At 44.0% G+C, this 25,713-nt stretch carries 27 protein-coding genes; all 27 read right to left on the bottom strand.

Features of this window, described 5'->3' with window-relative positions:
- Positions 1-42: 42 nt before the first annotated feature.
- The gene (locus tag RIN81_RS02405) at positions 43-1,749 is read right to left on the bottom strand and encodes a proline--tRNA ligase (RefSeq protein ID WP_309087112.1); all 1,707 of its coding nucleotides are present in this window, start codon (positions 1,747-1,749) and stop codon (positions 43-45) included.
- A gap of 28 nt (positions 1,750-1,777) precedes the next feature.
- Positions 1,778-3,037: an RIP metalloprotease RseP gene (gene rseP, locus RIN81_RS02400; RefSeq protein ID WP_309087111.1), complete on the bottom strand. Its 1,260-nt coding sequence runs from the start codon at positions 3,035-3,037 to the stop codon at positions 1,778-1,780.
- Positions 3,038-3,057: 20 nt separating this feature from the next.
- The gene (locus RIN81_RS02395; RefSeq protein WP_309087110.1) at positions 3,058-4,203 is read right to left on the bottom strand and encodes a 1-deoxy-D-xylulose-5-phosphate reductoisomerase; all 1,146 of its coding nucleotides are present in this window, start codon (positions 4,201-4,203) and stop codon (positions 3,058-3,060) included.
- A gap of 13 nt (positions 4,204-4,216) precedes the next feature.
- Positions 4,217-5,008: a phosphatidate cytidylyltransferase gene (locus RIN81_RS02390; protein ID WP_309087109.1), complete on the bottom strand. Its 792-nt coding sequence runs from the start codon at positions 5,006-5,008 to the stop codon at positions 4,217-4,219.
- Between the two features lie 24 nt (positions 5,009-5,032).
- Positions 5,033-5,794: an undecaprenyl pyrophosphate synthase gene (locus tag RIN81_RS02385; protein WP_309087108.1), complete on the bottom strand. Its 762-nt coding sequence runs from the start codon at positions 5,792-5,794 to the stop codon at positions 5,033-5,035.
- A gap of 117 nt (positions 5,795-5,911) precedes the next feature.
- Positions 5,912-6,454: a ribosome recycling factor gene (gene frr / locus RIN81_RS02380; RefSeq protein ID WP_375164487.1), complete on the bottom strand. Its 543-nt coding sequence runs from the start codon at positions 6,452-6,454 to the stop codon at positions 5,912-5,914.
- A 17-nt stretch (positions 6,455-6,471) separates the two neighbouring features.
- On the bottom strand, positions 6,472-7,194 hold the full coding sequence (gene pyrH / locus RIN81_RS02375) for a UMP kinase (RefSeq protein WP_242234454.1): 723 nt from the start codon (positions 7,192-7,194) through the stop codon (positions 6,472-6,474).
- A 91-nt stretch (positions 7,195-7,285) separates the two neighbouring features.
- Entirely contained in the window at positions 7,286-8,167 is an 882-nt protein-coding gene (tsf, locus tag RIN81_RS02370; RefSeq protein ID WP_309087106.1) for a translation elongation factor Ts, read from the bottom strand.
- A gap of 104 nt (positions 8,168-8,271) precedes the next feature.
- Positions 8,272-9,024 (bottom strand): 30S ribosomal protein S2, encoded by a 753-nt coding sequence (gene rpsB, locus RIN81_RS02365; protein WP_050181424.1) that lies wholly within the window; start codon positions 9,022-9,024, stop codon positions 8,272-8,274.
- 145 nt (positions 9,025-9,169) lie between these two features.
- Positions 9,170-9,646, bottom strand: a complete 477-nt coding sequence (locus RIN81_RS02360) for a DUF6115 domain-containing protein (protein ID WP_309087105.1) — start codon at positions 9,644-9,646, stop codon at positions 9,170-9,172.
- Between the two features lie 327 nt (positions 9,647-9,973).
- A complete protein-coding gene (locus RIN81_RS02355) occupies positions 9,974-10,735 on the bottom strand; it encodes a FliA/WhiG family RNA polymerase sigma factor (protein ID WP_309087104.1) in 762 nt (253 codons plus the stop codon).
- A gap of 127 nt (positions 10,736-10,862) precedes the next feature.
- The gene (locus RIN81_RS02350; RefSeq protein ID WP_309087103.1) at positions 10,863-11,363 is read right to left on the bottom strand and encodes a chemotaxis protein CheD; all 501 of its coding nucleotides are present in this window, start codon (positions 11,361-11,363) and stop codon (positions 10,863-10,865) included.
- The gene (locus tag RIN81_RS02345) at positions 11,353-11,994 is read right to left on the bottom strand and encodes a chemotaxis protein CheC (protein ID WP_309087102.1); all 642 of its coding nucleotides are present in this window, start codon (positions 11,992-11,994) and stop codon (positions 11,353-11,355) included. The genes RIN81_RS02350 and RIN81_RS02345 overlap by 11 nt, the downstream gene beginning before the upstream one ends.
- A gap of 10 nt (positions 11,995-12,004) precedes the next feature.
- Positions 12,005-12,442 (bottom strand): chemotaxis protein CheW, encoded by a 438-nt coding sequence (locus tag RIN81_RS02340; protein ID WP_309087101.1) that lies wholly within the window; start codon positions 12,440-12,442, stop codon positions 12,005-12,007.
- 13 nt (positions 12,443-12,455) lie between these two features.
- Complete coding sequence (locus RIN81_RS02335; protein WP_309087100.1) at positions 12,456-14,495, bottom strand: chemotaxis protein CheW; 2,040 nt, start codon at positions 14,493-14,495, stop codon at positions 12,456-12,458.
- 6 nt (positions 14,496-14,501) lie between these two features.
- The gene (locus RIN81_RS02330) at positions 14,502-15,593 is read right to left on the bottom strand and encodes a protein-glutamate methylesterase/protein-glutamine glutaminase (RefSeq protein ID WP_309087099.1); all 1,092 of its coding nucleotides are present in this window, start codon (positions 15,591-15,593) and stop codon (positions 14,502-14,504) included.
- Entirely contained in the window at positions 15,590-16,480 is an 891-nt protein-coding gene (locus RIN81_RS02325) for a MinD/ParA family protein (RefSeq protein ID WP_309087098.1), read from the bottom strand. Before RIN81_RS02325 ends, RIN81_RS02330 begins: the two co-directional genes overlap by 4 nt.
- Entirely contained in the window at positions 16,477-17,592 is a 1,116-nt protein-coding gene (flhF, locus tag RIN81_RS02320; RefSeq protein ID WP_309087097.1) for a flagellar biosynthesis GTPase FlhF, read from the bottom strand. The genes RIN81_RS02325 and flhF overlap by 4 nt, the downstream gene beginning before the upstream one ends.
- Positions 17,589-19,625 carry a flagellar biosynthesis protein FlhA gene (flhA, locus tag RIN81_RS02315; RefSeq protein WP_309087096.1) on the bottom strand — a complete coding sequence of 679 codons (2,037 nt, stop codon included), beginning with the start codon at positions 19,623-19,625 and terminating at the stop codon, positions 17,589-17,591. The genes flhF and flhA overlap by 4 nt, the downstream gene beginning before the upstream one ends.
- 22 nt (positions 19,626-19,647) lie before the next feature.
- Positions 19,648-20,724, bottom strand: coding sequence for a flagellar biosynthesis protein FlhB (gene flhB / locus RIN81_RS02310; protein ID WP_309087095.1), 1,077 nt, complete (start codon positions 20,722-20,724; stop codon positions 19,648-19,650).
- A 1-nt stretch (position 20,725) separates the two neighbouring features.
- A complete protein-coding gene (gene fliR, locus RIN81_RS02305) occupies positions 20,726-21,502 on the bottom strand; it encodes a flagellar biosynthetic protein FliR (protein ID WP_309087094.1) in 777 nt (258 codons plus the stop codon).
- 6 nt (positions 21,503-21,508) lie between these two features.
- Complete coding sequence (gene fliQ / locus RIN81_RS02300) at positions 21,509-21,778, bottom strand: flagellar biosynthesis protein FliQ (RefSeq protein ID WP_242234439.1); 270 nt, start codon at positions 21,776-21,778, stop codon at positions 21,509-21,511.
- A 12-nt stretch (positions 21,779-21,790) separates the two neighbouring features.
- Positions 21,791-22,456 (bottom strand): flagellar type III secretion system pore protein FliP, encoded by a 666-nt coding sequence (gene fliP / locus RIN81_RS02295; RefSeq protein WP_309087093.1) that lies wholly within the window; start codon positions 22,454-22,456, stop codon positions 21,791-21,793.
- On the bottom strand, positions 22,449-23,120 hold the full coding sequence (locus RIN81_RS02290; RefSeq protein WP_309087092.1) for a flagellar biosynthetic protein FliO: 672 nt from the start codon (positions 23,118-23,120) through the stop codon (positions 22,449-22,451). The genes fliP and RIN81_RS02290 overlap by 8 nt, the downstream gene beginning before the upstream one ends.
- 13 nt (positions 23,121-23,133) lie before the next feature.
- Positions 23,134-23,499, bottom strand: coding sequence for a response regulator (locus RIN81_RS02285; protein ID WP_309087091.1), 366 nt, complete (start codon positions 23,497-23,499; stop codon positions 23,134-23,136).
- A 23-nt stretch (positions 23,500-23,522) separates the two neighbouring features.
- A complete protein-coding gene (fliY, locus tag RIN81_RS02280) occupies positions 23,523-24,698 on the bottom strand; it encodes a flagellar motor switch phosphatase FliY (protein WP_309087508.1) in 1,176 nt (391 codons plus the stop codon).
- Positions 24,688-25,689, bottom strand: a complete 1,002-nt coding sequence (fliM, locus tag RIN81_RS02275; RefSeq protein WP_309087090.1) for a flagellar motor switch protein FliM — start codon at positions 25,687-25,689, stop codon at positions 24,688-24,690. The genes fliY and fliM overlap by 11 nt, the downstream gene beginning before the upstream one ends.
- Positions 25,690-25,713: the final 24 nt, after the last annotated feature.

Genomic DNA, 25,713 nt, shown 5'->3' with positions numbered 1-25,713 from the left:
ACAGAAAAGGATGAGCGGCACGAGCCGGTCATCCTTTTTCTTTTAAAGTGCAGCCTGCAAGCTGCGTACTGCTTGCACGATTTCTTTAACAGACGTTTCTACTACTTCGCCTGTCTGTCGTACTTTTATTTCAACAATGCCTTCAGCAGCTTTTTTCCCTGCTGTTACACGAACAGGCACACCAATTAAATCACTATCTGTAAACTTAACCCCTGCACGTTCAGCACGATCATCGAGCAGCACATCCATACCTGCATTCCGAAGAGCCGTATAGATTTCGTTTGCTGCATCTGTCTGGGCCGAGTCTTTCACATTGACAGGAATCACATGAACATCAAATGGCGTAAGATTTAGCGGCCATACAAAGCCGTTCTCATCATTGTACTGTTCCGCCATTGCTGCAAGAACACGGGAAACGCCGATACCGTAGCAGCCCATAATCATCGGCTGTGTCCGGCCGTTCTCATCCAGATACACAGCGTTCATTGCTTCACTATACCGCGTGCCCAGCTTGAAGATGTGGCCAACTTCGATTCCTTTTGCAAACTGAATCGTTCCTTCTCCATCTGGAGACGGATCACCTTCTAAAATAAAGCGAAGATCTGCAAATTCTGTTACACGGAAATCACGATCTGCATTGGCATTCACATAATGAAAGCCATTTTCGTTCGCCCCGCACACAATGTTTACCATCGATTGAACGGCGTTATCAGCCAGTATTTTCACATCAGCCGGAAGGCCAACCGGGCCAAGCGAACCGAACGAAGCACCAAATAATTTTACAGCCTCTTCTTCATCCGCCATTTCGACCGTTTTGGCATTTAAAGCATTTTTCAATTTAATATCGTTGATTTCATGATCTCCGCGTGCGAGAACAACGACCATTTCATCGTCGACGTTAAAGAGAAGCGTTTTAATGCACTGCTCAGCCGAAACATCCAAAAACGCACTGACTGTCTCAATCGTTTTTGAATCAGGTGTTTGTACTTTCTCAAGCGGTTTTTGTTCCTCATCACTTTTTTCGTATACGGCTGTAACCGGCGCCATCTCTACATTTGCTGCATAATCAGATGTGTCTGAATACGCAATTGTATCTTCACCAATATCAGACAACACCATAAACTCATGTGTGTCTTTTCCGCCCATTGCACCTGAGTCGGCAATAACAGCCCGGAAATTCAATCCGCAGCGGCGGAAGATATTCGAATATGCTTCAAATAAACGACCATATACTTCGTCCAGGCTCTCTTGTGAAGCATGGAAGGAGTATGCATCTTTCATAATAAATTCGCGGCCGCGAAGCAGGCCAAACCGTGGTCGTTTTTCATCACGGAACTTTGTTTGAATTTGGTACAAAGTCAGCGGCAGGCGCTTGTATGATTTTATTTCATCCCGGATAAGAGATGTAATCACTTCCTCATGGGTTGCGCCGAGTGCGAAGTCGCGTGAATGACGATCTTTTAAACGCATGAGTTCCGGACCATAAGTCTGCCAGCGTCCTGACTCCTCCCAAAGCTCTGCCTGCTGCAGGGCCGGCATTAGAAGTTCAACCGCCCCTGCGGCATCCATTTCTTCACGGACAATCGCCTCTACTTTGCGGAGCATTTTTTGGCCAAGCGGCAGATAGCTGTAAACCCCGCTTGCATTTTGCCGGATAAAACCGGCGCGAAGAAGCAGCTGATGGCTTTTTACGTCCGCATCAGCCGGTACTTCCCGCATCGTTGGAATTAACGTTTTGCTTTGTTTCATTCAATCGCACCTCGACTAAAATAATAATTTACTGTAAAAAGAATCTTTCAATATCATTCCATGTAACTACAATCATCAAAAGCATAAGCAGCGCAAAGCCGACAAAATGCACCATACCCTCCATGCGGCGGTCTACCGGCTTTCCACGTATCGCCTCATACAAGAAAAACAGCAGGCGTCCGCCGTCTAAAGCTGGAAGCGGCAGGAGATTCATGATCCCGAGATTTATGCTCAGTACACCCGCCCATTTTGCCAGGTTTAAAATGCCGGACTGAGCGACTGTATCGGTGGAAACATAAATGCCAACAGGCCCTGACAGCATATCAAGCGAAAACTGCCCCGTTACAATCGTGCCAAGCATATTGATGATCATCTTCGTCCAAACGTACACTTCTTTGGCCCCGTACGTGAACGAGCCAAGTACAGAGTGCTCAAAAGGACTATACACGCCGATACGGCCGAATATTTCGCCTTCTGCCGTTTCTTTATCCGGCGTAACAGGTATCGTTAGTTGTTCCCCATTACGATCGATGGCAAAAGTTAACTCTTTTCCTGGGTTGTCCTGAATAACCGTAACGATTTCTTTCCACGATCCCATGTTTTCTCCATTAATGGAGATCACACGGTCTCCTTCTTTCAAGCCGGCTTCAACTGCTGCCCCATTGTTAATCACTTCACCAAGCTTTGGCTCGTCCGTTGGAACTCCCTGAATCATGGCCAGTACTACGAAAATAATGAATGCGAGAATGAAGTTAAACAAAGGACCGGCAAAAATAGCCATAGCACGCTGCGGAAGCGTTTTTGAATTAAATTGGCGGTCATACGGCGCAATTTGCGTGCTTAACTCGTCTTCGGTCATTAAAGCTTCACGGTGTACCGGATAAGTGCGCAGTTCTTCTTCGCCTTCTTCATATCCACTGATTGTTAAGCCATGTTCAAGATCCGCTTTTTCAACTTCAATCGTGCGAGCATCTTTAAAGCGGTCCCGGCCATTTATAATTAAATTAACCGCCTCGCCTTTTTCATTAAAAACAACGCCAATTCTCTGGCCGGCTTTCAGTTCTGTCGTTTCTGGGTCTTCACCCGCCATGCGTACATAGCCTCCGAGCGGAAGCAGGCGGATCGTATAAACGGTTTCTCCTTTTTTATGCGCAAATATTTTTGGACCGAATCCGATCGCAAATTCACGGCATAGAATACCGGCCCGCTTAGCAAAGAGAAAGTGGCCTAATTCATGGAAAAAAACAAGCGATCCAAAGATAACGATAAACGCTATAACGGTATTCAAACGTTTCTAACCACCTTTTTTTATGATAAAAGTGAGCGTACTGCCGCCCTGGCTTCAGCATCTGCCTCCAGCACTGCCCCAAGTTCTGGTGATTGAACAGGTGTATGTCCCTCCATCGTCCGCTCCACCATTTCATCAATTTGCAAAAATGATATTTTCCGATCGAGAAAAGCAGCTACTGCTTCTTCATTTGCCGCATTCATCACGGCAGGCATCGTTCCACCTGTGCGTCCCGCTGTGTAAGCAAGATGAAGCATACGGTATCGGTCAAAATCCATCTCTTGAAAATGAAGACGGCCAATCTCGGCTAAATTCAGCTGAGCCGTATCAGGAAAAGGCAGCCGGTCCGGCCAAGTGAGTGCATACTGGATCGGCACACGCATATCAGGTGAACCAAGCTGTGCCATCACCGACCGGTCATGAAACTCGACCATCGAGTGGATGATGCTTTCACGGTGCAAAATAACATCAATTTGTTCATAAGGCAGGCCAAACAGCCAGTGCGCTTCAATTACTTCAAGCCCCTTATTCATCATTGTAGCAGAATCGACTGTTATTTTCGCGCCCATAGACCAGTTTGGATGATTTAATGTTTCTTCTACGGTTACTTTTTCGAGCTCTTCCCTTTTTCTATCACGGAAGCTTCCGCCTGAAGCTGTTAAAATGATCCGGCTGATATTTTTTTCCTGTTCACCCTGCAGGCTTTGAAAAATGGCTGAATGCTCACTATCAACTGGAAGCAAATGAACGCCTGCCTGCTTTACGGCCTCGGTTACAATATGTCCAGCTGTAACAAGCGTTTCTTTATTGGCAATGGCGATGTTTTTTTTCGCCTTTATCGCTTTAAGCGTCGGCTCCAGGCCGACACTGCCAATCACCGCGTTTACAAGTGTGTCTGCTTCCGGAATCACTGCCGCTGCTTCAAGCCCTTCCTTTCCATACAATACGCGTACGGACGGAAACTTCGCCTGCAGGCGTTCTGCTGTATTTTTTTCGATAACAGAGACGAGCGCTGGCTCAAATTCTCGAATGATGTTTTCAGCAGCTTCCACGTTTTTCCCTGCAGAAAAAGCCGCCAGCCGGAAAGAATCTGGATGCTTCCGTATAATATCAAGAGTCTGCACACCAATGGATCCGGTTGCCCCTAATAAACTTATCGTTTTCACTACATTCATCTCCCTACAATAGTTGAAGCATGTGCAACAGCGGAAACACAAACAGCCAGCTGTCTGTGCGGTCTAAAATCCCACCATGGCCTGGCAGCAGATTACCTGAATCTTTTACCCCATAATGCCGCTTCAGAGCGGATTCTGCCAAATCGCCCACCTGGCCTGCTACAGACAGAATCGCTGCCGATACGAGTACCCACAGAGCCGGCGCCTGGAAATCAAGAAACAGCAGAAAAACTGCCGCAACGACTACGGCAGAGCCAATTCCCCCGTAAAAGCCGGCCACTGTTTTGTTCGGGCTGATATCCGGCCAAAGCTTGCGTTTTCCAAATGAGCGGCCAATAAAATATGCGCCCGAGTCAGATGCCCAGGTAATAAAAAGCGCAAAAAAGACATACAAAACGCCGCCGGCTTCTCTCGTTTCTATAAAATAATAGAAACCAAAGCTGATATAAAGTGTCAGCAATATACAATAAGCAGCATCTTCAAACGTAAATTTGTTTTTCGTGATGACCGTTACAACAAGAAACAGCAAAACGAATAAGCCAAGATATTCAAACTTCTCCATGCCAAGGAATTGCCAGTCCGCCCTGTCACTCTGCGGAATCAGCATAATAAAGACGAGCAAAATCGACAACAGGCCCGGTATGGAGAAAATCGAAATCTGTTTCATTTTTAGTGCTTCTATTACAGCTACCGCACTCATTACGTAAACAAGAACAAGAAAGGGCAGCCCCCCAATCAGTACGATTGGCAAAAATGCTGCTGCCGCTATTATTCCTGTTATCATTCGTTGTTTCATGATTGTTAATCCCCCATCATTCCATTACGACAACCCGCCAAACCGCCTTGATCTTTTTTGATATGAAGCTACTGCCTCAAGTAGGTGTTTTTCTGAAAAATCAGGCCATAAAACGTCCGTAAAGAAAAATTCCGTATAAGCCAGCTGCCATAACATAAAGTTGCTTAGTCGATGCTCTCCGCTTGTTCGAATAAGGAGGTCGGGCTCTGGCAAATGGCTGGTCATTAAATAGCGGGAAACAGTAGCATCTGTTATATCCTGCTCCGATAATGTTCCCGACTGAACATCTGTTATCATAGAACGCATAGCTTGAACAAGCTCTGTTCGACTGCCATAATTCAATGCAAAATTAAGAATAAGTCCATTGTTTTCAGCTGTTTGTTTTATTGCATTTTGCACAGCATTTCTTGTGTGTGCAGGAAGCTGCTCGATATCACCTATCATTTCTACACGTACGTTTTCTTCCATTAGTTCAGGCAAAAATGTAGAGAGAAACTCCTGTGGAAGCTTCATTAAAAAATCAACTTCAAGCTTAGGCCGCTTCCAGTTTTCTGTCGAGAACGCATAAAGCGTCAGCACTTTAACACCAAGCTTATTTGCAGCCCTTGTGATTTCCCGAACCGTTTTCATTCCCTCATTATGACCGGCAATACGGGGCAGCGCTCTTTTTTTTGCCCAGCGGCCGTTCCCATCCATAATAATGGCAATATGCGCAGGAATCCCTTCTTCGGAAATCACAGGCTCTCCTGCGTTTTTTGATTGCCAAAACCACTGTTTATGTGCCATACAAAATCCCCCATATCGCTTCTTCCAACCTATTTTACCATAGATGCTGTTTTCGTAGTAATTGGAGCGATAAAATCCAAAAAAAGAAACCCTCCTGCCAGCAAGAGGGTTTTTTCTTTACACTTCCATGATCTCTTGTTCTTTTTCCTTGGCAATTTCATCCACTTTGCGGATATAATTGTCCGTTTGTTTTTGAACATCTTCTGTGTAGCCGCGAAGGTCATCCTCAGTCAGATCACCATTTTTTTCGCCCTTTTTCAAATCATCGTTCGCGTCGCGACGAATATTGCGAATCGCTACTTTTGCCTCTTCCGCTTCTTTTTTAACAAGCTTGGCCAATTCTTTGCGGCGCTCTTCTGTTAAAGCAGGAAAAGTCAATCGAATCACAGAACCATCATTTGATGGTGTCAAACCAAGGTCTGACTTTAAAATTGCTTTTTCAATATCACTCATAGATGATTTATCATACGGCGTAATGACTAACAGGCGGGCTTCTGGAATGTTAATAGAAGCAAGCTGGTTAATTGGTGTTGGCGCGCCGTAATAATCAATTGTAATACGGTCAAGCACGTTCGCGCTTGCGCGTCCAGCACGAATGGAAGCAAGCTCTCGATTAAATGCGGAGATCGCTTTATCCATTCTATCTTTTGATTGATTCATTACTTCTTGAGACACGTTTATTTCCCCCTCACGATTGTTCCGATATTATCACCAAGTACAACGCGTTTGATGTTTCCTTTTTCCGTAACCGAGAAAACAACAAGCGGAATATCATTGTCCATACATAGGGAAGAAGCAGTGGAATCCATAACCGCAAGTCCTTCCTTAATTACATCCAGGTAAGACAACTCTGAGTATTTAACCGCATCTTTGTCTACTTTTGGATCGGCGCTGTACACGCCGTCTACGTTGTTTTTCGCCATTAAAATGACTTCCGCTTCAATTTCAGCAGCACGCAGTGCAGCAGTTGTATCGGTTGAGAAGTAAGGATTTCCAGTACCCGCAGCAAAAATAACAACACGACCTTTTTCCAAATGACGAATCGCACGACGGCGAATGTACGGCTCAGCAATCTGGCGCATTTCAATGGATGTCTGTACGCGTGTTTCAATTCCGAGCTGTTCCAGGCTATCCTGCAGTGCCATTGAATTCATAACGGTTGCAAGCATCCCCATATAATCCGCTGTTGCGCGGTCCATACCCATTTCGCTCCCAATCTTGCCGCGCCAAATATTGCCGCCGCCTACTACAACTGCTACTTCCACATTCAGTTCGCTTACTTCTTTTACCTGTTCTGCAACAGATTGAATAACAGCAGGGTTAATACCAAATCCTGCTTCACCTGCTAATGCTTCACCACTTAATTTTAATACAACACGTTTATACTTTGGCTGGCTCATGTAGACCTCCATCTGTAATGTACATGAAATCCCTCACCAAGAGCGGCAAGGGATTCCATTTATTCCTTTCCGACCGGCGGATGCGGAATCATTATTTTTTAACTTGGCTCATAACTTCTTCTGCAAAGTTATCTTGACGCTTTTCTAAGCCTTCGCCCACTTCGTAACGAACGAACTCAGTTAAAGTTGCTCCTTTAGACTCAAGGAACTGGCGTACTTTTTGATCTGGATCTTTAACAAAGCTTTGATCCAAAATGCAGATTTCTTCAAAGAATTTGCCAAGACGGCCTTCAACCATTTTTGCAACAATGTTTTCTGGTTTGCCTTCGTTAAGCGCTTGTTCTGTTAATACTTTACGCTCGCGATCTACTTCTTCTTCAGAAACTTGGTCGCGTGAAACATATTTTGGATTCAATGCAGCTGCATGCATCGCTACGTCTTTGGCTGCTGAAGCATCTGTAGTGCCTTCAACAATAGCTAATACGCCGATCCGGCCACCCATGTGCAGGTACTCACCAAATGCAGCGTTTTCGCCTTTTGTACGAATTTCAAAGCGGCGAAGTGTAATTTTTTCACCGATTTTCGAAATTGCTTCGCTGATGTACGTATCAACTGTTTTACCGTTTTCCATTGTTTGTGCAAGAGCTTCTTCAACAGAAGCTGGCTTGTTCGCTAATAGGTGAGCTGCGATTTCTTTTACAAGCACTTGGAAGTTTTCGTTTTTCGCAACGAAATCTGTTTCTGCATTTACTTCCAAGAGAACAGCTGTGTCGCCTTCACTTGTAATAAATGTTGTACCTTCAGCTGCAATACGGTCTGATTTTTTCGCTGCTTTTGCAATTCCTTTTTCACGAAGGAAATCGATTGCTTGATCTAAATCACCGTTTGTTTCAACAAGTGCTTTTTTGCAGTCCATCATGCCTGCGCCTGTTTTTTCACGAAGTTCTTTTACCATTTGTGCAGTAATAGCCATTTTGGTTCCTCCTTTAAATATGTAGAACCGCTATGCGGTTTTATTGTTTCTTTCTTTAAAAAAAGGTGATAAGGGTATCCCTCTTATCACCTTTATCTGTTTCATTACTCAGCTGCTGCTTCTGCTGTTTCAGCTTCTTGCACTTCTTCTTGAACTTCTTCTTCAGCGATTTCTTCGCCTTGTTTCGCTTCAAGAACAGCGTCAGCCATTTTACCTGTTAGAAGTTTAACCGCACGGATCGCGTCATCGTTCGCTGGGATTACATAATCGATTTCATCCGGATCGCAGTTTGTATCAACGATACCTACGATAGGAATGTTCAATTTACGTGCTTCCGCAACAGCGATACGCTCTTTGCGTGGATCGATAATGAATAGGGCATCAGGAAGACCTTTCATATCACGAATACCGCCAAGGAATTTAACAAGACGCTCATGCTCTTTTTTAAGCTGAACAACTTCTTTCTTTGGAAGTACTTCGAATGTACCGTCTTCTTGCATTTTTTCAATGTTTTTCAAACGTTGTACACGCTTTTGGATTGTTGAGAAGTTAGTAAGTGTACCACCCAACCAGCGTTGGTTTACATAGTACATACCTGAACGTTCTGCTTCTTCTTTTACAGAATCTTGTGCTTGTTTTTTTGTACCAACAAACAAGATTTTACCGCCGTCACCGGCAACTTCTCTTACAAATTTGTACGCTTCTTCCACTTTGCGAACGGTTTTTTGAAGATCAATGATGTAGATCCCGTTACGCTCTTGGAAAATGTACTTTTTCATTTTTGGGTTCCAACGGCGAGTTTGGTGACCGAAGTGAACGCCTGCTTCAAGCAATTGCTTCATAGAAATTACTGACATGTTTTGTTTCCTCCTGTTTGGTTTGATTTCCTCCGTCTTTCTCACACTCACACAGCTTCCGTCTGAGACGGCACCGGCTGATGAATCAAAAGACGTGTGTATTAACACCGTTAGTTACTATAACACATTCGATATGGGGCTGCAACTACTTTCCTTCAGTTTTGTTAAATTTAAGTGCAAGCTGCACTTCCGTTATCCCAATATGAAGCGTTTTTGCGATTTCTTCCTCTGTCATTCCCTGCTCTTTCATATCCGCTATTTTTTTCGACTGCGGAACTTCCTTTTCTGTATTCCTTTCTACTTGGACTGTTTTCATCCCCGTATAGGCTTTTGCCGCAGCTTTTCGAGGCGTGAGCGGAGGCAGTGGCTTTTCCCTGGGCTCAAGGTCTTTAGCATTTGGTTTTTTTGCCGGAGGAATACTTCCCAATTTCGAAATAAGCTGCTCATTTTCTTCTTTTATTTCTATTAGGAAGGCCGTCATCATTTCTTCCATATCCTTTGCGGCCTGCTTTGCTTTTTTCTCCGAGTCGCTGATTTTGTTCTGCCGTTGGAAAAGGATAATCAGGGCAAATAAGCTCATTGCATGAATTAAAAAAGAAATGGTGATTAAAAATATTGTCATATGTCCCTCTTACCCGCTAAAGTCGATCTGCTTCCCTTTATAAGGATGGGCACATCCTATCTTCTGCGGATTTCTTTTTTTCTTTTTCTGTTTGTTTTGCTGCTCTTCGCCACCCTGCCCGCCTGTTTTGTTGCTTTGATGACCCCCAGCTGCCACCGTCCCTTTCCACTTCATTTCTTTGGCGGCTTTATGCTGTATATGCTGCTGGGCAGCAAAAAAAGGCTGCTGATGGTCTTAAGCCGGCTTTGCTTATTCAAATGTATGTGGAAGCGCCACCCGCATTTCAATTGATTTAAAATCCATTTACAGCCCCCGCTGCATCCATATTTAATGCTTTAAGAGCTGCTGCTTCAACTTAAAAAGAGCTTTTGAATGGATTTGTGAGATACGTGAAGTGGATAAGTTTAATACCTCGCCAATTTCCGTAAGCGTCAATTCTTCTTTATAAAAGAGATCAATCACCAGCTGCTCTTTATCTGTTAACTTTTTGATTTGCGCGGACAGCTCCTGAATCTGCTCCTGCTTGACCATTTCCTCCTCAGGTGTTTTGGTGCGCGGGTCTTTCAGCACAAACCCTCCTGCTTCCGGCTGATCAGGATCCTGCGCCTGTTCATCCATAGACAGCACATGAGAAAAAAAATGTTCCGCCATTATATCTTGAATGTCGGCCACAGACATGCCAAGTTCGTCGGCTACCTCTTCAGGTGTAGCAGCACGTAAATATTTCTGTTCAAGCATCGAAGAAGCTGCTTCAATTTTTTTGGATTTTTCTCTCGTTGCCCGCGGCAGCCAGTCTTCTTTTCTGAGACCGTCTAAAATGGCCCCACGGATTCGAAAAGAAGCATAGGTGTCAAACTTTAAATCTCGTGATGGTTCAAACTTCAGCAGAGCATCGTAAAGCCCTGTCATTCCATAGCTCGCTATTTCTTCCCTGCTTACTGTTTTCGGGAGAGCTGCTCCAATACGCCGACAATGAAATGTGACAAGCGGCATATAACGAGCTACCAGTGCATCTCCAGCATCGGGATGCTGTTCCTGCTTCCATCTTTCCCATAGTTTTTGCTCATCTTCAGGCATTTTTTGTGCCATTGAACCTCTCCTTCCGGCGTACGACTACAACACGCTGCAAGTCTTTCTCTTATTCTAATGAAAAGTACTTCTTTTGCCAACAATATACACTAAAAAGCAGCGGACATCAGTCCGCTGCTCGCTCGAATTAGATCTTTTGTTCTCCCTTATTAACCGTCCGAATATGCAAAAGAAACGTCATTGGATCGAATTCAATCGTTCTGCCGCTGCTGCCGCCGGTATCTTCTGAAAGAATAGGAATATGGGCTTGTTGCAGCTGTTCTTTTACAGCAGCTACATTCCGGGGGCCAATTTTCATTAAATCAGAACCTGATTTAAATTGAAACATCTGGGCGCCTCCCGCTATTTTCGCCTTCAGGCGGCCTGGACGGACCCCCTGTTTTGCAAGCTCCGCAATCAGCGCTTGAATACCCGTATCGGCAAATTTGGCTTTATTTTTAATATCAGCTTTTGCAAGATTGGAATCCGGAAGCATTACATGGACCATTCCCGCTATGTGTGACACTTCATCGTAAAGAACAACCCCGACACAGGAGCCGAGCCCGGAAGTTCGGATCATATTCGGCGGCTTGACAATATTCATGTCGGCGATACCGACTTTGATGATTTCACCTATTTTATTTATCATAGCCTGCACCAAGCGCTTCGAACAAAATAGGAAAAGAATCCGGTGACAGAAGCAGGAAGAAATGGCCTTTGACCGTTTCAATGTCTCCCTCATCCGTTTCCGTTAAAATCGTATCAATGACGATGGTATAATCGCTGTATTGAGAGATCTCAAGCAGCCCATAGCTAATGATTGCGCCAAACATATCCACCGCCAGTTCTGGTACGGAAGGCTGCAGCTTGAGCTGTGTAAAATCTCCCAAAGCAGACAAGTATGAACCAGATAAAATATTGCCCATTTCCTGCATGGCAGAAAAGCCGATCGTATGTGTATCATGATTGCGGAATGTAAAAGATTCGTCACCCATTAATTTTTGAATAAAACGATCGGCTTCTTCAACAGCCAGCATAAAAAACATATTGCCGCCTGCTTCCCCTTCAATTCGCAGGCCGACACTGACTACTTCTTTTTCAGAGCCGCCGGTTAGCTCCATCATTTCTGCAAAAGGAACAATCCGGACGTTCGGGACCTTCATATCAATTTTCCGGTTTAATAAAGTGGAAAGGGACGTCGCCGCATGACCTGCTCCTATATTGCCTGCTTCTTTTAAAATATCAAGGTGAATGGGTTGAATTCTATCAATATAATTCATAGCAGCAGCCTTAGTTGAAGATCTTTTGCAGGCTCAGCATAATAAGCAGCCTTTTTTCAAGTTTTGCTACACCTGTTATATACTCATCTCCAAGTGAGCCTACCACTTCGGGCTGAGGCTCAATGGCATCTACCGGAATATCAAGTACGTCGTTGGCACCGTCCACAACCAGTCCCACCTCAATATCATCGATAGAAGCAATAATAATACGGGTTGAGTCATCATATTGTTTATCCGACAAACCGAAACGGCTGCGGAGGTCAATAATCGGCGTTACAACCCCTCTTAAATTAATAACCCCTTTCACAAAAGGAACTGTTCCCGGGACACGTGTAATATGCATTAACTTCTCAATAGAATAAACCTGGTGAACGGGAAGTGCATATTCTTTATCTACCAGCTGAAAAGCTATCACTTTTACTGTTTCAGATGCAAGGGTTTCACTCATTTGATGCACCTCCTTATTTAATCAGCGCATTGCAATCTACAATCAGCGCTACTTGTCCGTCTCCGAGTATAGTCGCGCCGGAGATCGCAAAAACATTTGATAAATAGTTTCCGAGTGATTTAAGCACTACTTCCTGCTGTCCGATAAATGAATCTACCACTAATCCAGCCATCTTTTCGCCTTTGCGGACGAGGACAACAGAGTAAAAACGGTCGTCATCTTCTTCATGCGGCACAGAGAAAATATCCTCTAAAAACAAAAGAGGTACTACCTTTCCACGAAAATCAATGACCTGCTGGTTATGCGCATTCATAATGTCTTCTTTTTTGACAATCGCCGTTTCAATAATAGAAGACAAAGGAATGGCATATTTTTCTTTTTCCACTTCGACGAGCATAACAGAAATAATCGATAGTGTCAGCGGCAGCTGAATGGAGAAGATGGAGCCTGCTCCTTCTTGAGAATCGATCGTAATGGAGCCGCCCAGCGATTCAATGGTTGTTTTCACAACATCCAATCCTACGCCGCGTCCCGATAAATCAGAAATTACTTCAGCTGTTGAGAAACCAGATGCCATAATGAGCTCAAAAATCTGGCGGTCTGTCATTCCTAGTGCCTGCTCTTCTGTTACGATTCCTTTATCAAGCGCTTTTTGAAGAACGCGGTCTTTATTGATCCCGGCTCCGTCATCTTCAATTTCAATAAATACATGGTTGCCGCTATGGTACGCTTTCAGCTTAATCGTTCCTTCAGCCGGTTTGCCTTTTGAAAGACGGACTTCCGGCATCTCGATTCCGTGATCTCCCGCATTCCGAATTAAGTGAACGAGCGGATCGCCAATTTCATCGATCACCGTACGGTCAAGTTCTGTTTCCGCACCGATAATTTCCAAGTTGATTTGTTTTCCTAAATCCCGTGATAATTGACGGACCAGCTTCGGAAAACGGTTGAACACTGTTTCTACCGGAACCATGCGCATGTTTAAGATTATATTTTGCAAGTCGCCTGAAATACGTGACATGCGTTCTACGGTTTCATTCAGCTCGGTATGATTTAATTCTGCCGAAATAGATTCAAGCCGTCCCCGGTCAATCACAAGCTCTTCAAATAAGTTCATTAAAATATCAAGGCGCTCAATGTTTACCCGAATGGTTTTATTAGAGGCAGCCTGCTTTGGCGATTTGGCTTCGCCTTTTTCTGTCTCTGCCGGCTGTTTCTTAGCTGTTTCCTGTGCAGCGCTGTCCAGTTTTGGCTGAGGAGCTGCAGGCGGAAGGGAAGCAGGCTTCATTTCCGGCTCGGTTACAGAAGTAACTTCTATTACCTGCACCCGCTCTACTTCAGACACTTTCTTGATTTTTTCTTTAATATCGCCTGCCGGTTCTTTTGTAATAAGCGTGACCGTAAAGGTTTCATCAAATTTTTCTTCTTCCAGCTGCTCAGAGGAAGGAGAGCTTTTGATCACTTCCCCGCATTTCTCAAGCACCTCAAACACCATAAATACACGCGCAGCTTTTAACACACAATCCGGTCGAAGTGAAACGGCGATCTCCAAACAAGTGAATCCCTGCTCTTTTGATTGATTAATCACTGTCCATTCAAACTCGTCATATGAAAGGGCGGCTGCGGGCTGGGAAGCCCTGGGAGCCTCGGGAGCTTCAACCGCTGCTGCTGCTTCTCCCTGTTCAATAATCAGAAGTTTTTCTACAATAACTGAAACGTCCCTTTTGCCGTCTCCTCCTGCCGCAATATCTTCTACCATTGCTTCAAGATCATCTACAGAAGAAAAAACTGTATCCATTATTTCCAAGGATACAGATATTTGATGGTTACGAATTGCATCAAGGACGTTCTCCAATTTGTGGGTTAAATTGGCCAAATCTTCATATCCCATCGTTGCAGACATCCCTTTTAACGTATGGGCGGAGCGGAAAATTTCATTTACAATCGCGATATTTTCCGGATCTTTCTCTAATTCAAGCAAATGCTCGCTCATTGCTTGAAGATGTTCTTTGCTTTCATCAATAAAAATTTCTAAATACTGATTTGTATCCATACGTGTTCACCTCTTATTGTATACGTGCTTAACAATGGCTGAAGCAATCTCGTCGACCGGCACTACATCATCAACAAGGTGTGTTGCAATGGCCGCTTTTGGCATCCCATATACCACACATGTCTCTTTCGCTTCCGCAATAGCCTTCACAGTTCCAGTTTCTTTTAATGTAATAAGCCCTTCCGCTCCGTCCGACCCCATTCCAGTCATAATGACTGCTGTTTTTTCAAGGTCGTGTATAGCGGCGGCAGAATGGAATGTCGCATTGGCTGCAGGACGGTGTCCACCTTCCGGAGGCAATTCATCTAATGCAATAACGGTGGATGTCCCTGTTTTTTTCAAGCGCAGATGCTTTCCACCCGGTGCGATATACACTGTGCCATTTTGCAGAATTTCACCATCTTCGCCTTCTTTCACCCGAATTTCGGACAATGAATCAAGCCTGTCTGACAAAGATTTTGTAAAACCAGGCGGCATGTGCTGAACAATCACGACCGGAGCCGGAAGCGAGGCTGGAAGTTTAGTCACTACATGCTGCAAGGCGCGCGGCCCTCCAGTAGAAGTCGCAATCAGAACCAGTTTATTCATTTTTTTGCTGCGAATTTGGGGATACACAGCGTTTGTCTCTGTATATTCGCTCTCAGCCGGAGGAGAAATAACAGCAGTTTTTTTTAATATAGCGGGCTTCATGCTGATATTTGCTTTTGATGCACCCAGTACTTTTTCAATCAAGATATCTTTAATTTTGTGAAGATCAAGTGAGATCGTTCCTGATGGTTTTGCAATAAAATCAACTGCGCCAAGCTCAATCGCTTTCAGTGTTGTTTCCGTTCCTTCTTTTGTTAAGCTAGACAACATCACCACTGGACACGGCTGCTTCTCCATAATGGCTTTTAAAGCCTCCAGCCCATCCATTTCTGGCATTTCAACATCAAGAGTGATCACATCTGGTTTAAGCTCTAGTGCTTTTTTTACACCATCTCGTCCATTTCGGCCAAAAGCTATCACTTCAAGCTGAGGATGGTCAGATAAAAACTCGGAAATCAACTTTCTCATAAAAGCGGAGTCATCCACTACGAGAACTTTTTTTGCGTTCATTCGTACCCTCCTCTTTCTGTAAAGAAGCGGCGCAGCTTACTTATAAAACGGGACCCTTCCTTGAAGGTTTCCTTTGGCTCCCCTGCGTATTGATTCACAATTTGCTCAAAAGAAAATGAAATTTTTGTTTTTGGAAAGGAGAGAAGAAATGGCTGTCCCATTTTTACTGCTTTTCTCACTGCGGAATCTTCCGGAATGGCTCCAAGAAAAACGGGCTTTACATTTAAAAACCGATGCATCGTACTGCCCAAACGCCCAGCAGTTTCCTGACCTTCTTTTCTTGATTCCACGCGGTTACAAATTAAATAAAAGATTTTTTGTGGATCGCGCATGTGAATAAATTTCATCATAGAGTACGCATCCGTCATAGCAGTTGGTTCAGGCGTCGTAACTGTCAATACTTCCTCAACCGCTTGGAGAATATTTAAGCTTTCTTTTGTAGCTCCTGCTCCCATGTCGAAAAGGAGAAAGTCAAATTCTGCTATCAGTGACTGAAGTCCCGAAATCCATTTTTCTTGATAAGCTTCTTTCCATTCGAACAGGGACGAAAAAGCAGAACCCCCGTGAATATAAGAAAGCCCCTCAGGTCCAGCTTGAATAAGCTGGGTAAGCGGAAAGTCCCTTTCAAAAAAATCAACAATCGATAATGAGGGGTTCCCATTAATTAAATGATAAATATTACCCATGCCAATGTCCATATCAAATAGCAAAACTTTTTTATTTATTTTTGCAAGCCCGACCGCTAAATTAACAGAAATGTTTGTTTTTCCAACACCGCCCTTACCGCTTACAATGGCCAGCGTTCGAGCTGCTTTTTCATTATAAGGCCTTGACTGGGCTGACTTTTGCATCATTTTTTGACGAAGCAGTTCCGCTTGGTCTTTCATGCTTTCCAGTCCTCGAAAATGTAATTTACTAATTGTTCCGTCGAAAGTTCGATCAAGTCATCTGGTACATTTTGACCATTGGAAACGAAAGCAGCATGCCGTTTATACGTATGCATTAAATTAAGGAGAGCCCCTTTTGTTTTTGTTTCATCAACCTTTGTGAAAATAAACCCATCTATTCGTAAAGATGAGAAATTTTGAATAATAGCATGTAAATCTTCTTCTTTCGCTGTTGCACTTAATACAAGGAAATAAGCAGATTCTTCAGGACGCTGCATGATCAAAGGCCGAAGATCCGCCACATACTGGCCATCGAGATAGTTGCGTCCTGCTGTATCAATAAAAACAGCGTCAGCCGAGCTCAATTCCAGCATACACTGGTTCATATCTTCCCTTGAATAAGCTACTTTCATTGGTGCATTCAAAAGCCCGGAATACGTTTTCAGCTGCTCGATGGCCGCAATCCGGTATGTATCTGTTGTAATAAAAGCAACTTTTCGATTGAAATCAAGCACCTGCTTTGAAGCAAGCTTTGCAATGGTTGTGGTTTTGCCCACTCCCGTCGGACCGAGTAAATAAGAAAACTTTACTCCGGCTTTATTTGGTGAGCCGGAATCCGGCAGACAGCTCTTTAAGTAAAGAAGTGTCCACTCCCTTATTTGCCGGGCTGTGGCTGCTTCTTTTTCGGTATGCCATTTTTCGAATAAATAGGAAGCCGTTTGGTCAATCCATTCTTTCGCTATTCCATGCCGGCTTAATTGATCAATGGCCGGCTGCAGCATATCCGGATACAAAGCAGAAGAAGCCGTTGATTTTTGAAGGTCACGAATCATTTCTTTCATATCGTTCATTTCATTTTTTAATTCTTCGGGATCTATTGAAGCTGGCTTTTCCTGCACAGCCGGCCGCTTTACTTCCGGCTGTGCAGGCACAGCAGCGGCTGCAGGATCGACTGCTGCCACCACCTCAATGTTTTTTTTCTTAAATAAGCCGAAAATTCCACCCGAGTAAACCGTTCTTGACTGCAAAATAACGGCCTGGGCTCCCAATTCTGCTCTGACTTTTTTCATCACTTCCGGCATAGAAGGCGCAAGATATTTTTTTATTTTCATTCGATGGTCACCACCCCTGTACTCTGCACTTCCACACTTGGTTCAAGCTCATTATAAGACAGCACCGGTATTTGTGGAAAATAACGCTCTAAAAGCTGCCGTACATACATCCGAATAGCAGGAGAACAAAGAATAACAGGCGATTGCTGCATAAAAGAGGCTTGTTCAACCTGCTGAGCCGTCGCTTCTAAAATACGCTGCGAATCATTTGGATCAATAGATAGATAGTTTCCATGTTCGGTTTGCTGCACACTGTCTGCAATCAGCTTTTCAATTCTTCCTGACAGCGTGATAACATTCAATGACCCGCTCTCATCTGCAAACTGCATGGTAATTTGGCGGGCAAGCGCCTGCCTTACATACTCTGTCAGCAAATCGGTGTCTGAAGTCATTTTTCCATAGTCAGCCAGGGTTTCAAAGATGATCGGCAGATTACGGATAGATAAGTTTTCTTTTAACAGCTTTGACAGCACTTTTTGTACTTCTCCAACAGAAAGTGGATTTGGTGTTACTTCATCTACTAAAATCGGGTATGTTTCTTTTAAATGGTCGATTAACTGTTGCGTTTCCTGGCGCCCTAAAAGTTCGTTTGCATACTTTTTAATCGTTTCCGTTAAATGAGTGGACACAACACTTGGCGGATCAACAACGGTATAGCCGAAAATTTCTGCCTGCTCCTTTGCATCTTCCGTAATCCATTTTGCCGGCAGGCCGAATGATGGCTCGATCGTGTCAATGCCTTCTACTAAATCATCTTCTTCACCAGGGCTCATTGCCAGATAATGATCCAGCAGCAGTTCCCCGCCTGCCACTTCACTGCCTTTGATTTTCATACGGTATTCATTTGGCTGAAGCTGAATATTATCCCGGATGCGGACAACCGGAATAACCAGGCCGAGCTCAAGTGCCAGCTGGCGTCTGATCATTACGATACGATCAAGCAAATCCCCGCCTTGATTTGTATCGGCGAGCGGAATTAAGCCATACCCAAATTCAAATTCAATTGGGTCTACGGTTAAAAGGTTCACCACAGATTCTGGACTTTTTAACTCTTCCATTTCTGTTTCTTCTTCAGACGGCACCGGATCCTCCAGATCTGGTTTCGGTACCCGGTTCATCATATAGCCGCCGTATGCAAGACCGGCTGCAATAGGAATGGTTAACAGATCCGTAATAGGCGTAGCGATGCCTAACAGAAAAATCGTTCCTGCTGCGATATACAGCATAGAAGGATAACGTAACAGCTGTGCGGTAATTTCTTCTCCTAGATTTCCGTTAGAAGCTGCACGGGTCACAACAATACCCGTTGCGGTTGTAATAAGCAGTGCCGGCACTTGTGAAACGATTCCATCCCCAACCGTTAAAAGAGAATAACGGGCAGCCGATTCAGCAAAAGATAGATCCTGCTGCATCACACCAATGACCATGCCGACAATTAAGTTAATGATAACCATGATAATACCGGCAATCGCATCTCCTTTAACAAACTTTGTTGCCCCATCCATCGCACCGTAAAAGTCGGCTTCACGGCTGACTTTTTCCCGGCGCTCGCGTGCCTGGGCTTCGGAAATCATCCCAGCATTCAAATCCGCATCAATACTCATCTGTTTTCCCGGCATGGCATCAAGTGTAAACCGGGCTGCCACTTCTGATACACGCTCGGCTCCTTTTGTAATGACAACAAACTGGATGATAACCAGAATAACGAAAATAACCATCCCTACTACAACATTACCACCAACTACGAATGTCCCGAATGTCTCGACAACGCCCCCAGCTTCGCCGTGACTCAATATGGAACGCGTTGTCGACACATTCAGGCCAAGCCGGAATAACGTCAACAATAAAAGGAGCGACGGAAACACAGAAAACTCCAGCGCTTCTTTCATGTTCATGGAGATGAGCAAAACGAGAAGCGCAAGAGAGATATTCATGATGATGAGCACACTTAACAGCCATGTTGGCAATGGAATGATCAGCATGGCAACGATTAAGATCACGCTTAGTAAAACCGAGAGGTCTCTTGCTTTCATTTTTTTCTCTCCCAACGAAAAATTACAATTTATTTTTTATTCGATATACGTATGCTAGAATTTCAGCAATGGCTTTAAAGAATTCTTCCGGTACTGAATCGCCTATTTCCGTTTGGTCATGAAGAGCCCGTGCAAGCGGCCGGTTTTCAACCATCATGACTTCATTTTCTTTAGCCACAAATTTAATTTTTTGCGCTAGATAATCTGTGCCTTTGGCCACTACATACGGCGCATCCCTTTTGGATTCATCATACTTTAGCGCAATGGCGTAGTGAGTCGGGTTGGTGATCACGACGTCTGCATTCGGCACTTCCTGCATCATTCGGCGCATAGCCATTTCTCTTTGCGTCTGGCGGATTTTTGATTTAATGAGCGGGTCACCTTCTGAGTTTTTATGCTCATCTTTAATATCCTGCTTGGACATACGCAGACTTTTTTCGAAATCATACTTTTGGTAAAAGTAATCCATAACCCCTAAAACGAGTAATGCGGCGGCGGCGGCTAAACCCATTTGTACGGTAATGGAACCGACAAACGGAAGCGTATCTTGAATAGGCTTTAGCGCCAGCTTCAACACTTCATCCATATTTGACCATAAAATAACAAAAGCGGCTGTACCGACAAAACCAATTTTCAAGATTGATTTTAACAACTCTACAATCGCCCGCATCGAAAAAATTCGTTTAAATCCTTTGATCGGATCAAGCTTGTCAAGCTTTGGTTTAATAGGCTCGCCTGTAACCAGCCATCCTACCTGGGCATAATTGGCGACGACTCCCGCCGCAACTGCCGCTGCCATAAATGGACCGACAATCATTAGACCTTGTTCCATCATTTCAAATACAATCGTTTTTAAGTTTGCTTCCGTGACTTCCATCATCATGTAAGTTTGAAGCGAATGTTCAAACATACGAAAAATATTTCTGCCCATTGAAGCAGCAAACAGCGATAAAAAACCGAACAGAACGAGCAGGCTGACCGCTGTGTTTAAGTCCTGACTTTTTGTAACCTGGCCTTTTTTACGGGAATCCTGCTTTTTTTTCGGCGTGGCTTTTTCTGTTTTTTCACCTGCAAAAAACTGCAAATCTAATTTAAGCACGTTATCCGCCTCCAAAAATCGTCATTAAATCCCGCATAGTGAAAAGCATCATTTGAAACAACTGACGAACAAGCGTAAAAATCACACCCATTACAATAAACATAACCGCAAAGGCCACCCCAATTTTCAATGGAAAGCCCACTACAAAGATGTTTAGCTGCGGCACGGTTCGTGCTACCACACCAAGCATCACATCCGTTAAAAATAAAACGGCTACTACAGGCATTGACATTTGAAAAGCGATCACAAATACACTGCTGAACGTTCTCGCCATATAATGAGCCGTTTCCTGACTGCCAAATGGAAAAGTAAGCTCGTTAATCGGGATGAGCTGGTAGCTGTAGAAAATGCCATCTAAAATAAGGTGATGCCCATTTAAGGCAAGCAGCATCAATAACGAAAACATGTATAAATATTGGCCCATCAGCGGGCTTTGAACCCCCGTCTGCGGGTCAATAACATTTGCAATCGCAAAACCCATTTGAAAATCAATAAAGCCTCCGGCAATTTGAATAGCCGATAAAACGATAAATCCGGCCATGCCAATTAAAAGACCCACCATGGCTTCTTTTAAAATAAGCAAAATATATTCCCCATTGATTTCAATGGGTGCGGCATCGATCGTGTAATACATCGTCCAGGCAAGCATTAACGAAAAAGCAGCCCGGTGCTGTGCGGGAATGGTCCGATATGAAAACAACGGCATGGTCACAAAAAAAGCCGATACACGGACAAGGACAAGCAAAAAAAGAGATGGATCTGGCATTAATTCTGTCATACTTGTTTAACCAACAAATCTCGTTAAATTAGTAAAAATATCCGATGTATAGGTGATCATTCGCTCCAGCATCCATGGGCCAAAAAAAATCAGGCCAATTAAAACACCCGCAATTTTTGGCACGAACGCAAGCGTTTGCTCCTGAATTTGCGTTGTTGCCTGAAAAATACTCACAATCAAACCGATCCCAAGTGCCAGAAGCAAAAGCGGCGCGCACACAATTAAAGTTGTATATACCCCTTTTTCAGCCAGGGAAAGAACCATTTCTGTATTCATGTTGTCACCTTCCTAAAAGCTTTGAAGCAAGGATTCTATTACGAGATACCACCCATCAATTAAAACAAACAGCAGGATTTTAAAAGGAAGGGAAATCATAACGGGCGGCAGCATCATCATTCCCATAGACATAAGGACACTTGCCACAATCATGTCGATTACAAGAAACGGAATAAAAATCATAAAACCAATTTGAAAAGCCGTTTTGATTTCGCTTAGTGCAAAAGCTGGTACAAGCGTTGTCAGCGGAATGTCGTCAATCGATTTCGGCTGCTCTGCCTGAGTGTAATCCAAAAACAATTGTAAATCTCTTTGGCGGGTCTGCTCGCTCATAAACTCTTTAAATGGGCCGCTCGCCAGCGAGTATGCTTCTTCAAGATTAATTTCTTCATTGAAAAGCGGTGTTAATGCTTCTTCATTCACTTCCTGTAAAACCGGAGACATAATAAAAAAGGTTAAAAAAAGGGAAAGTCCAAGTAAAACCTGTGTTGGCGGCATTTGCTGCGTGCCGAGAGCTGTCCGGACAAACGATAACACAATAACAATTCGTGTAAAACAAGTCATGAGAATTAAGATACTCGGCGCCAGGGATAAAACGGTTAACATTAGCAGCAATTTAACAGATGTTGATACATTTTCCGGGTCGCTTGAATTAAATATTTCCATAAATTCATTCATCTTGATTCCGCTCCCTGTCTGCCAATTCCCGCATAGCCTGCTCCCGTTTTTTTCTGAGCTCATGCATTTTTTGCTCAAATTCCTGCTTGAATGAAGCAGATTCTTTCTCTTCGCTCTGTCTGCCCAGCCGTTCTTTCAGCTTGCTCACAAGTTCAGCAGGCTGAATCATTTTCTCTGATTGTTCTTCATAGCGGCTGATTAAATCACCCCGCTCAGCCGGATCATCAATTTCTTTTAAAAGAGATACATCGTCTCCTACTCCTAAAACCAGGACGCGATCTCCTACTTTTACAACTTGAATGGACCTATTGCCTCCAAGCGGCGTACCGCCTAAATGCCGGACAATATGTGTTTCCTGGTAAGAACGGCTTTTTTTATTCACAAACCGAAGCAGAAAATAAAGAAGCGCCACTACAAAAGCAAGTGCCGCAATCACCCGAATAATTTCCCAAAAACTGACCCCGACTGAAGCGGTAACATTCTCATCGGCATTATCCTGGCTGTTGTTCGCGGCCGGCTGTTCCTGCTGGCACGAATCTGGATTGTTTATGCAATCTTGTACACTACTTTTATCGGAAAGTGCTGCTCCGGCAACGGTCTCATTGCCGGAAAACAACACAAACGCTAATAAAAGCGCAAAAGTCGCTTTTATAAATAAGTTCATGAACCATCACACCTTAAGAAGAAAGCACTTTAGAAATAGCTTCGATCACTCGATCAGCCTGAAACGGTTTGACAATAAAATCCTTGGCTCCTGCTTGAATCGCATCAATAACCATTGCTTGCTGCCCCATAGCTGAGCACATGATAATCTTCGCGTTGGCATCTGCTGCTTTAATTTCTTTCAAGGCGGCAATCCCGTCTTTTTCCGGCATTGTGATATCCATTGTTACAAGATCCGGTTTCAATTCAGCATATTTTTCAACAGCCTGGGCACCATTTTCAGCTTCGCCTACTACCTCATATCCATTCTTCGATAAAATGTCCTTGATCATCATGCGCATAAATGCGGCGTCATCCACCACTAAAATTCGATTACTCATCAGAAAAACCCCCTGTATTCTATTTAATTTAAATTTTTTAATCGGTCAGCCGGACTTGCAATATTTGTAATCCGGACTCCGAAATTTTCTTCTATTACAACCACTTCGCCTCTGGCGATCAAACGGTTGTTAACAAGTACATCAACTGGCTCTCCAGCCAATTTATCCAGTTCAATAATAGAGCCGGATGTTAATTCTAAAATATCTTTCACGTTCCGATTTGTACGGCCAAGCTCGACCGTTACCTGAAGCGGGATATCAAACAGCATATTTAAGTTGCGCGCTTCCTGGTCTCCAAGCTGAGGTGACTGAAACGAAGAAAAAACGGCCGTTTCAACTTTTGCCTCAGAAGCTTGTCTGCTTGTATTTTGACCCATATAAACCGGTTCCTGAGATGGTCTCGCCGGCATAGACGGAGGCTCCGCAGGCGGCGGTGGCGCCTGGGCAGCAGCCGGTTTCGTTACCGGAGCCTGCTGAATCGGCGGCGGTGCTGCTTCCTGCTGCGCTGGATTCAGCAGCTCCGTGACAAGCTGCTTCCCGAATTGAAGCGGGATCAGCTGCATAATATTTGAATCAATCAGGTCCCCCACTGTTAAGCGGAACGATATTTTAACGAGCAGCTCCTGCTCTGGAATCGTCTCCTCTCCCTCTCCCTCATGTAAATTTAAAAGAGAAATCGACGGTGGGGAAATATCCACCCTTTTATTGAAAATGGTTGACATGGAAGTAGCGGATGAACCCATCATTTGGTTCATCGCTTCCTGCACGGCACTTAGCTGCAGCTCTCCTAAATCAGGCGCTACGCCTACTCCGCTTCCACCAAGCATTAAATCGGCAATAATAGCCGCATCATTTTGATGAACCACAAGCAAATTTGTCCCGGCAAACCCTTCGGTGTATTGAACCTCAATCGCCGCATACGGATGTGGAAACTCATCTTTTAACCTGCTTTTTTCTACAACTGATACGGTAGGTGTTGTAATCTCTACTTTTTGGTTTAGCAGGCTTGAAAGAGCCGTTGCTGAGCTTCCGAATGAGATATTGCCAATTTCACCAAGCGTATCTTGTTCGAATGCGTCTAAATATTCTTCTACATTTTTAGTGGCTTCAAGCGCTGCGCTTTCTTCTGTATCATCGCTGTCTCCGCCTCTTAACAATGCATCAATCTCTTCTTGTGAGAGCATATCATCACTCATCATCATCTTCCCCTCCTTTCACATAATCAAGCACCTGGACAGCCAGTTTGCGGTTTACACGCCCGGGCTGTGCTGAAAATTTCGGTACATTCCCTACTTTTATCGTAAGTGCGTCGCCAACTACTGTATTTAAGCTGATTACATCTCCTTCTGTCATCGTTAAAAACTCTTCAATTGTGATAGCCGTTTGGCCAAGCTCTGCGATAACCGGCAGGGAAGCTTTTTTGATCCGGCTGTCCAAATTTTGCGCTTCCTGGGGGCTGCGTTCTTTTTTGTCAGGATTTTGCATCCAGTAGTGTACAGAAAGCTTTGGAATAATAGGTTCCAAGACAACATGCGGAATACATATGTTGATCATGCCTGTTGTTTCCCCAATCGTTGTATTTAACGAGATCACTACGACGGTTTCGTTTTGGGAAACCATTTGCAGAAATTGCGGATTCACTTCAAAATCAGTAGCGATTGGATCGATTTCTACAACATTAGACCACGCTTCTCGGTAATTTTCAAAAGCATGATCAAACATGTTCGACATGATCCTCGTTTCAATTTCTGTTAAATTTTCTACTTTATTGACACTTACACCCCGTCCGCCGAGAAGACGATCCAGCATCGCATAAGCGACGTTCGGATTTACTTCCATTAGGATCCGTCCCTCAAGCGGCGGAACTTCAAATACATTTAAAATCGTCCGATTTGGAATCGAGCTGATAAACTCTCCGTAAGGAATTTGATCAGCAGATACCACTTCAAGCTGCACGTACGTACGAAGCTGTGCCGCAAAAAATGTCGTCAAAATCCGGGCAAAGTTATCATGCATTCTTGTTAAACTTCGAATCTGGTCTTTTGAAAATCGCAAGGCACGTTTAAAATCATATACCTTTACTTTCTTTTCTGCTTCTTCTTTCTTTAACTCATCCGCATTCATTTCCCCCGTTGACAAAGCAGACAAGAGGGCATCAATTTCATTTTGAGACAAGATTTCTCCTGACAATTGGCTCACCTCCGATCAAGTGCA

The organism is Domibacillus sp., from assembly GCF_031181085.1.
Lineage (GTDB): Bacteria > Bacillota > Bacilli > Bacillales > Domibacillaceae > Domibacillus.
Note: the sequence above shows the minus strand (reverse complement) of the source record. Positions and strands in the feature narration are given on the sequence as shown.